This window comes from Sporosarcina sp. P13 (assembly GCF_002743055.1).
In the GTDB taxonomy this organism is placed as follows: domain Bacteria; phylum Bacillota; class Bacilli; order Bacillales_A; family Planococcaceae; genus Sporosarcina.
On sequence record NZ_PDYM01000056.1, the window covers coordinates 1 to 9,215 of the forward strand.

Annotated in this window: 12 protein-coding genes; 10 read left to right on the plus strand and 2 right to left on the minus strand. The window is 35.6% G+C overall.

The window, feature by feature from the left end; genetic code table 11:
• Positions 1 to 329: 329 nt before the first annotated feature.
• From CSV79_RS15920 to CSV79_RS15930, 3 genes are all read left to right on the plus strand, one after another.
• Positions 330 to 938 carry a hypothetical protein gene (locus CSV79_RS15920; protein WP_099690034.1) on the plus strand — a complete coding sequence of 203 codons (609 nt, stop codon included), beginning with the start codon at positions 330 to 332 and terminating at the stop codon, positions 936 to 938.
• 92 nt (positions 939 to 1,030) lie between these two features.
• Positions 1,031 to 1,243, plus strand: coding sequence for a hypothetical protein (locus CSV79_RS15925; RefSeq protein ID WP_099690035.1), 213 nt, complete (start codon positions 1,031 to 1,033; stop codon positions 1,241 to 1,243).
• 91 nt (positions 1,244 to 1,334) lie between these two features.
• Entirely contained in the window at positions 1,335 to 1,796 is a 462-nt protein-coding gene (locus tag CSV79_RS15930) for a DUF2691 family protein (protein ID WP_099690036.1), read from the plus strand.
• Between the two features lie 615 nt (positions 1,797 to 2,411).
• On the opposite strand, the gene CSV79_RS15940 is transcribed toward CSV79_RS15930, so the two are convergent.
• Positions 2,412 to 2,894, minus strand: coding sequence for a DUF2798 domain-containing protein (locus tag CSV79_RS15940; protein ID WP_099690038.1), 483 nt, complete (start codon positions 2,892 to 2,894; stop codon positions 2,412 to 2,414).
• 560 nt (positions 2,895 to 3,454) lie between these two features.
• Between CSV79_RS15940 and CSV79_RS17500 the strand changes: the two genes are divergently transcribed.
• On the plus strand, positions 3,455 to 3,748 hold the full coding sequence (locus CSV79_RS17500) for a carbonic anhydrase family protein (protein WP_199171944.1): 294 nt from the start codon (positions 3,455 to 3,457) through the stop codon (positions 3,746 to 3,748).
• 248 nt (positions 3,749 to 3,996) lie between these two features.
• Here the strand turns inward: CSV79_RS17500 and CSV79_RS15950 are convergent, their stop codons facing one another.
• Entirely contained in the window at positions 3,997 to 4,323 is a 327-nt protein-coding gene (locus CSV79_RS15950; RefSeq protein ID WP_099690039.1) for a winged helix-turn-helix transcriptional regulator, read from the minus strand.
• Between the two features lie 134 nt (positions 4,324 to 4,457).
• Between CSV79_RS15950 and CSV79_RS15955 the strand changes: the two genes are divergently transcribed.
• The 6 genes from CSV79_RS15955 (at position 4,458) to CSV79_RS15985 (ending at position 8,772) form a co-directional block, all read left to right on the plus strand.
• A complete protein-coding gene (locus tag CSV79_RS15955) occupies positions 4,458 to 4,865 on the plus strand; it encodes a DoxX family protein (protein WP_099690040.1) in 408 nt (135 codons plus the stop codon).
• 17 nt (positions 4,866 to 4,882) lie between these two features.
• Positions 4,883 to 5,731, plus strand: coding sequence for a VOC family protein (locus tag CSV79_RS15960; RefSeq protein WP_099690046.1), 849 nt, complete (start codon positions 4,883 to 4,885; stop codon positions 5,729 to 5,731).
• A gap of 122 nt (positions 5,732 to 5,853) precedes the next feature.
• On the plus strand, positions 5,854 to 6,411 hold the full coding sequence (locus CSV79_RS15965; RefSeq protein WP_199171945.1) for an NADPH-dependent FMN reductase: 558 nt from the start codon (positions 5,854 to 5,856) through the stop codon (positions 6,409 to 6,411).
• A gap of 326 nt (positions 6,412 to 6,737) precedes the next feature.
• Positions 6,738 to 7,307 (plus strand): site-specific integrase, encoded by a 570-nt coding sequence (locus CSV79_RS15970; RefSeq protein WP_099690042.1) that lies wholly within the window; start codon positions 6,738 to 6,740, stop codon positions 7,305 to 7,307.
• Positions 7,308 to 7,442: 135 nt separating this feature from the next.
• A complete protein-coding gene (locus tag CSV79_RS15975; RefSeq protein WP_099690043.1) occupies positions 7,443 to 7,925 on the plus strand; it encodes a GNAT family N-acetyltransferase in 483 nt (160 codons plus the stop codon).
• Positions 7,926 to 8,337: 412 nt separating this feature from the next.
• A complete protein-coding gene (locus tag CSV79_RS15985; protein WP_099690045.1) occupies positions 8,338 to 8,772 on the plus strand; it encodes a hypothetical protein in 435 nt (144 codons plus the stop codon).
• Positions 8,773 to 9,215: the final 443 nt, after the last annotated feature.

Sequence of the window (9,215 nt, forward strand, 5' to 3'; positions counted from 1 at the left end):
GTTAAAAATTAAATGTCTCGCTCCTCATCAACCGGGTGCGTTAACTGAACAACCGTTGCGCATCAAACGGGCCACTTTGTTGCGTATACTGTTGCTTTCCGTTCCGGCGCACGCTTTCCGGAGGGCGTGGCTTGAGCCGCTTCCTTCGCTTCGCTCCGTCCAGGGTCTCAAGGCTCACGCTGAACCTCTCGGAGTCGACGCCTGCACTTCAAGCAACGGAGTGTATTAAGTATAAAGTGTCCGTTCAACAATTGGGCCATTTTCTTGAATAAGGATTGTTGTAATTGAACTGGATATACTAAACCCAATTATAATTTGGGGTGATGAAATTGAACAAAAGTAGTTTTCTTCTATTGGTTTCATTGGGTATATTAATTTGTGAGTTGAATTATGGAACAGTAATTGCAAATCCAAAAGATACTTCTCCTTATATTAGGGAAAGCGTTACTGAAGTTGGATATAAATCAGCAATTGAAGTAATGAAGGGCTATTTTAAAGATATAAATGAAGGTCATTGGGCAAAAGTAGATAAGTGGTTTGTTAAGGAAGAATCATATATAATAAAAGGTTTTTTGGATGATAAAGAAAACCAGGAAAAGAAGTTAGGTTTACTCAATATTAGAAAAGCTCGATTAGTAGACTGGAAAGAGTTACCGTATGATTATGCTAGGAATTATGTGCCGAGTCGTAATATTGATCAATATCGTGATAAAAAAGTATTTTATGTTGCGGTTGATTATAAGGTTTACCACGAAAATGAGTATAACATAAATGGGGTTAACTATTTCTTTGTGGTTCTTGTACTAGAAGATAATAAGTGGAAAATAGCATCAATCCCGCTCGTTCCAGTAAAATCAATTATTTTCGATGGTTACGGATTTGGAACTGAGGATGAAAAAGCCTTTGATGTAAGAAGACTGAAATTTCATATTAATTAATTGAAACGAGTAACCCCTATCCCGCTTTCGGGTGCGATTGCTTAGCAAAGTATTCGGTTGTTGGGCCATTATGTTTAGAAGGGAGTTCTTAAATGAAATATATAATCGGAACAGTTATAGGCTTTTATGTTCTGGTTTTTTGGGTTTTTCCTATAGTGTATCCGTTAATATTTTCTTGGGGAGGAGTTGCCGAAACGCACTTACACCCTATATATATGGGTATGATTTTACTAGGTGGACTCATAGTTACTTGTACAAAAATTATATTAGATGAATTAAAGAAAATGCAGGATGACAATAAATAATTGATTTACTAACGGGCGCTATTCTGGAACAAGGATATGCGCCTAAAATTATAGAATCGGGCCACATTATCTTAAAAAAGGGGGGATAGTGATGCGAGGAGTTTCCTTTGAAATTCCAAATAAATACGGTAAACAGTTATTTGATATCTTAAAAGAAGTTGATATATCAAGATGGGATTGGCAGATTGGCGGTGGGGAAGCATATGTCATTGAAAATGGTACGCTCGGTACAGACCTATTTGGCACAATAACTAATTTAACCGGTAAAGAACTTATTAAACTAATTTCTGAAAATGAATATTACTTAATTTTTGCTGATTTAAAAGCATCTATGAAAATTGAATCTGAATTGAAAATTGAGACGTATGAGGATTTTTTAGAAAGTGATTGTCAGTTTGTTTTTCTGCTAGTGGATTCATCCTATGTAACAATCTACTCGAAAAGTAAAGCCACTATCCAAAGTCTTTACGACCAAGCAGTAGCTGCCAAGTACAAGAAAGTTGAATTTATTACAGATAGTAATGATGAACGTACAATATTAATAGCTTTTTAATTACAATGATGCTATTAACACTGTCCTTAATGAAGTTCGAAATTATAACATACTAATGAATCGAATAGTCATATAACGTTTGCCAGAATCGGGCGCGTTTTCTGAATAAGAGTTGCACTCTGGATTGGTTTAATGAGCCCGGTTGTATAGTTAAATATAAGGGAGATGTTACGAATGAATAAAAATAAATGTCCAAAGTGTAACGGTACTGAATTTGGTGAAGGTACAGATTTTATGGCAGTTAAGCCACTAGACAAAAAGCTATCCGTTGGATCGAATAAAATATTGACCTTCTGCCTGAATTGTGGAGAGGTTGTATCTACAAGGATCGAGGACCCAAGTAAATTTCGAAAGTGAATTGTAACTCTTTTCACTTTGCCCATCAAAAGGGTGCAATGCTTGAACAAGCATTTGCACCCGTTAAGCAATCGGGCCATTTTGTTGAGTAACTCTTTACGTAGTAGACTAAATACTGCGCATAATGGATTTCTATTTCAGATGACTTGTAAACGTATGTTTACTAAAAGTAATGATATAGCATAGGGGAAAATGTTGAATACAATGTAAAAGACTGAAAATAAAAAAAGTAGCTACTGAAGAGTAGCTTACTTATTTTTACGCATATAATTTTGATTTTTGTGTTAAAGGTTTAATGTATTTAGTCAATAGAGTACGCGAGATTGGTCCAACAATTAGTAATTGCGATGGAAGCGCCACGATAAAATTTAAACCAACTATTTTAAGGTAAGTTGATAAAATTGAACCTTCAATTCCCGTCATTAACACCGTTAAAATAAGTCCATAAACTGACATAATAAGAACCATTAATGGGACCATACAAAAAGCCAGTGCGACAATAAAGTTGATTTCCTTTGTTTTGTCATAAGGCAGTGATAGTGCTAATTTACGAGCTTGTGGTTCAACTAATGACTCTGCAATAAATGCAATTATAAAAGTTATAATAAACTGAATTACAGCACTAACTACTGTAAATGATGAAAATCCCTGCAAAGCTGTGTTATAAACCGACATAATAAGAACCATTCCAAAACACATAAAAATCCCGAACATAATACCTTCTTTTTTATTACTAGGCAAATTACAAAACATCCTTTCTTTTAGAACATAAATGTAATTATAGATAAATATATTTTTTTTCGTAAGTGACAAACTCGTGAACAATTACTTAGGATTTATTAAATTGCATTGTTTTTCCTTGACAAAGTGTAATTTCATGGGAAAGGTCTTGGGAAGCGAAATATATTTATTCCCATCTATTTGTACTAACTTTATGAAAAGATTTACTTAAAGTAATCAGGTGCTAATTTTGAAGAACAACTACTTGGGGTCCTGCTGACAAAACGCAGATATTATACGTTAAGACAAATATTGTAAAAAAACGTAACTAAAAACGTTATTAAGACTATGTTTTGGTTATTTGTTTTCGGTTTAACTTTTGGATACGAAAAATCTAACTGAAGAACAGCAGATAAGATAGTTATTAAGAGTCACCGAAAACGAAGGTTTATGGTGAGAAAAGTGCTTAATGTAGCAAGATCAGTGTCTTCTCTTCCAAAAAATCTCTTAGCGTATAATATCCGCGTTTTGACGTCTGGCCCCCCCTAAAGAAAGAATTTGAGAAATTCAAGGAAACCTTAGTGACGAACAACGGTAGCATTCAGGAAATAGATGAAGAAGAGAGTGAAGTTGAGAATACAGATCTTCAATGGTTTAAAAAGAATATCAATGCACAAGCACTTCCTAATGGTTATTGTCGTTTACCAGTAATTGCTGGACCTTGTCCTCCATGTTCAGAAGCTGTTAAATGGGTTGTATTGGAGGAGTCTATTGAAATGTCTAAAGAACAAATCGATAAATTCTGCAAAATTTCCCCTGACAATCATCGACCTGTTCAATCCTTAAATGAACGTGAAGTAAAAGAAAATGATTAAACAGGTTTTGTAACAAACTATAATTTCAATTCACTTATTAACAGAAGATTTTCTTATTCAATTATAGGGTGCTTTAGTTGAAGAACTAATTTCCTTCACATGGAGGTTTCCTCTTGTTTAGTGATGGAGTTAAACACTTCTGAATCTAACAGAATACAAATATGTTCGATTTGAAAGAGTCGGCTGCCTTTGCAGGGCAGCCGACTCTTATTGATCTTTCATTGGTTAGATAAGGACATACCATTGCCTTACGTTTCTTCACTCCCTATCTCCACCCACGACTGAGACCAGTTTTCTATTTCTTTCAAAACTGGCTCTAATGAATACCCTTTTTCTGTTAATGAATACTCAATAATAACAGGTGTTTCAGGTATAACCTCACGTTTTATAATACCCTTTTGTTCTAGGTCTTTTAAGCGTTCCGACAAAACTTTTCCGCTAATTCCGATAGAAGATTGGAGAGTGCAAAAACGATGTGGTCCGGATAATATTTGATTGATAATCAAAGCTGTCCAGCGCTGACTTAAAAGCGAGATGGCTTTTTCAAATTGGGGACAGATAATGGATTGTTTCATTCTGTTCACTCCTTTATATGTAGTATACAACATTTCGAGTTAAAATAATATGTAACCAACTTACTTGACGGAATTAAGTTTCTGTTATAAAGTAAGTTACATAAAGTAAGTAATGGGAAAGGAGAGAAAAGAAAATGAAGAGAAATGATGCAGGTGCAGTTGTTTTACGAGTGATTTTAGGACTTACCTTTTTCATTCACGGATTATCCAAGTTTCAAGGGGGCATCGGAAACACGGTTGTTTTTTTTGAAAGCCTTGGTATTTTAGGGTTTTTAGCTTATATTGTTGCAACTATTGAGTTACTCGGCGGTATTATGTTGATACTCGGACTTGGAACACGAATTGTTTCAGTATTGTTTAGTGTTATTATGCTGGGGGCAATTTTTACGGTAAAACTCTCGGCAGGATTTCTTGGCGATGGTCAAATGGCAGGGTATGAATTGGAATTAGCATTACTTGCTATGGCTATTTTCCTTGCGATTGCAAACAGCTCTTCTTTCTCGTTAGGTAATAAAATTTTTCGCTCAGAAGAAGGAAAATAAAAATGGGGGCAATAAATATGAAATTTCATAGTAAACCAAACACTTTTGTAGGTCACGTAAATATTAAGGTGCAAGACTTAGATCGTTCACTTACGTTTTATCAGGAAGTTCTTGGTTTTCAAATTTTAGAGCAAACTGATAAGACAGTTAAACTAACAACAGATGGAAAAACGAGTGTGTTGTCAATTGAGCAACCAGACAATGTTGTTCCGAAGCAAGGAAAAACTACGGGCTTATATCATTTTGCCCTTCTTCTGCCTAAACGTTCTGATTTAGCGGAAATCGTACATCATTTTATGAAAATTGGTTTTCAGTATGGATCATCGGATCATTTGGTAAGTGAGGCATTATATTTGGCAGATCCAGATGGAAATGGCATTGAAATCTATATAGACCGCGAACCTTCTGAATGGACTTGGATTAACGGTGAAGTGGCAATGGCAGTGGATCCATTGAATTTTGAAGACCTTCTTTCCGTAGGGAAACAGCAGTCGTGGAAAGGCCTACCGGCTGGGACAGTCATGGGACATATTCATTTACATGTTTCCGAATTAGAAAAAACTGAAGAATTTTACAGTAAGGGACTCGGTTTTGAAGTGGTTAACCGGTTTGGTAATCAGGCACTTTTCATCTCTACTGGTAAATACCATCATCAAATTGCCTTAAACACTTGGGCGGGGGTTGGGGCTCCTACACCTCCTTTAAATAGTGTTGGTCTTGAGTCGTTTACGATTGTTTTAGCAGATGAGGTAGCAAGGAATAATGTTATTGCGCAGTTGAAGAGTATTGGTGCATCTGTAACAGAAGAAAACGGTTCTTTTATTACTTATGACCCTTCTGGGAATCGTATTTATTTAGGGATTTAAGGAGGGTGATAAATTTGTAAAGATAAAGTATTGAAGCAGGTAAGAAATAAATCGTATTGGTGGTTGTTACAGTGGGGTTTTTAAACAGACTATTAGGTAGATCTAATGAGGAGGAAAAAACAATGACAAACGAAAAATTGAAAATAGGTATTGTTCAAGGAAGTGTACGTGAAGGTCGGAATGGTGATGCTGTAGCAAAATGGATGCATGATTTTGCGGAAAAACGGAATGACGCGGAGTATGAACTTGTAGACCTTGCAAACTATAATCTTCCGTTCTTAGGCTCAGCGAATGCACAACCAGATGCTGAAGGACAAATAAAAGCTTGGTCGGAAAAAATGGCTTCTTTCGATGGCTATATTTTTATAACACCCGAATATAACCATGCGATCGGTGGCGCACTAAAAAATGCACTGGACTTCTTGAACCCAGAATTGAACAATAAAGCAGCTGGCTTTGTTGGGTATGGTAGCTTGGGCGGTACGCGTGCACACGAAAATCTACGTCTAATATTGGGTGAGCTACAAGTTGCTGACGTACGTACGGCAGTCACATTCTCACTGATGTCTGACTTTGAAAGCATGAGTGTGTTCAAACCTGCTGATTACCATGCAGCCAACGCAAATACTATGCTTGACCAAGTTCTTTCTTGGAGCGGTGCACTAAAAATTGTGCGATAAATTTACGATTTTGTCAATTTTAAAAAAGAAAAAGTGAATGTTACAATACTCACTTTCTCTCACTGTTGATTTTATAGTTAATAAATAAAAAAAGAGGTATTTTTTAATAAACTTTCGAATCTAACACAGTATAAATATGTTAGATTCAGAAAACAGCCTAAACCCACTCATATCAGTGGTTTAGGCTGTTTTATTTTAATTCCTTTTTTTATTCGCAATCTGAATCTAACATAGTATGTGTTATAATGGTAGTTAAGTTAGATTGAATAAAAACATTGAAATCCGAAAGGAGGGTTATCCCGTTTGATTAAAGGGATACACACCCCATGAAATTTGTTGAACCGATTCGAGAGCTGCAAAAAATCAGTAGCATGAAAAAAATCTTGTTGGCCCAAAGAGAAAGAGATTATTTGTTGTTTGTGATTGGGATCAATTCAGCTTACCGAATTTCTGATCTTATCCGGGTGCAGTTTCACCACGTGATGGATGAAAAACTAAAAGTTCGAAATCACTTGATTTTGATTGAACAAAAAACAAAAAAAGAAAATAAAGTTGCGCTCTCAAAAGGCGTTAAAAAAGCCATTGAAATTTATGTGCAAAATCATTACCAGGGCAATCCAAATGAATTTTTATTTAAAAGCAGGAAAGGAACCAACCAACCAATTGGACGGGTTCAAGCGTGGCAAATTATAAGTGATGCTGCCGAAGAATTGGGTCTTGAAAATATCGGGACACATTCGCTTCGAAAAACGTTTGGTTATCATCAAATAAAACGAGGGACGAATATTACGCTTTTGATGAAAATGTTCAATCACAGTTCCGAGAGCGTTACTTTACGTTATATAGGCATCACACAGGACGATATGGATGCGGCTGTTCAAGCCCTGGATCTTTAACTTGGGGTTTAATCTCTATAAAGGATCTGTAAGCTCAGGAAGAAGCGCTAACTAATATCCCGTGTCATCTTGTATTCCTCGAAAACACAATTAAACCAAGAAACACAAAAATATAGATACTAGGAGCTGTTTTTTGTGAGCACTTTAAGACAAACAGTAAAATTAGAAAAATATAAGCCAGAGTTTTTAAAAGCATTAAAGGAATTCGAGCTACCTACTGAAAAGGCACAATATACTGCTTTCCCAGCTGTCATACTTGAGAAGTTAACTGATGATCAGTACCCAATTGTAATTTTAAGTAATGATGAACCGGTTGGATTTTTCTTGTTACAATCAACTGATAGGGTAAAGGAGTTTACAGATAATCCAAGGGCATTATTGTTAACTGCACTATCAATAGATAATTCTAAACAGGGAAAAGGATTTGCTAAAGAGGCGATGAATTTAATTAAACAATTTGTTAATCAAGAATTCTCTGAATACGATGAAATTATATTAGCTGTTAATCATAAAAATATACCAGCGCAAAATTTATATAAAAGGGTTGGATTCAGTGACACTGGCAAAAGAAAAATAGGCAAGATAGGAGAACAGTTTATTTTCAATACTTTTATCTAATGCAGTTGAACTGGTTTAAATATACTGCAAACGGGCGCGTTTGTGTAGCAAGAACACGCGCCCTTGTTACATATAAGGGCTATTTTAATGTGTTTTAAGAGGAGGAGAGAAAGATTAATTTAGGGGATATATTAGTTACGTTGGTATCATTAGGTTTTTTAATATTAATTATTGTTTTGGTTGTATTGTTAGTCCGTGGAAGTAATAAGCGGAAGCAAAGACTAGACCGAATAGAACAGAAAATCGATAATTTGAATGACCATATAAAAAGTGGAAAATAACGACACACCTCAGTTACCGAGCGCAATTCTTGAATAAGCACTGTGCTGCGATCTGTGCCGGAAAATATCATAACTGAGGTTAAAAGCCTTTGTACATTCATATATTTAAAGTAAAAAAAGGAGTGTACAAAGTGACCAAAGGGAAAATCGCTTTGATTGGAACAGTTGTGATTATACTTTTTGTAACCTTTCTATTTATCAATAACTACTTAACAAAAGGAACGGCATCTGAAATATCCCCTTCAATGAATCCTGACATGCAAACGGAATCTGAAAAGAACCTAAAAGAAGTAGAAGAAATTTCAACCCTCCTTTATCAAAAAGATGGTTTTTTTGAACAAGTAAACACTAAATTAAAGGGAAAAGGTTATGCTTTTCAAATGATGGTTGTAATTAATTCGAAAGATGATATTGAGGTAAAGTATATCCTAGAAAATAAAGATGCAACTGAATCCATCAAAGAAGAGATTAAATCGACTTTTTATGAGTCCGTCGAAAATAACAATTTAGATACCAGTTCATTTAACTTGAAGATTGGTGACAGGAAAGATGGACCTGATTGGTAAAGAAGGTCGTATGCCGTTAACGGGCGCGTTTGCGAGATAAGGATTGTGCCTGAATCGGGCCACTTTATTGCTATGAAAAATACATTAGACATCATAATTACTGCAAGAAGAAGGTGTGTCACTTGAGGATTTCAAAAAGCAAAGTCTATTGGATTGCATTTACTCTTGTTATGCTTACTGGGATAATACTAATATTAAAATTACCGCAGAACGGTTTCGTCTATGCTTTTATCATATTAATTTTGTTTTTGATAATCGACTATCTTGTTGTTAAAAAGATAAAACGTGAGAATAAATAGTAAGCAAACAGGCGCGATTGCGTTACATGATTTATTCGTAGTCACTTAGTTGATCGGAGCGGAAGCCGGCGACTCCGGGAGGATCAGCGGGACAGGTGAAACACCTAGCGAGCGAAGCGAGGAGTGTGGTTCACCGCCCGCCCT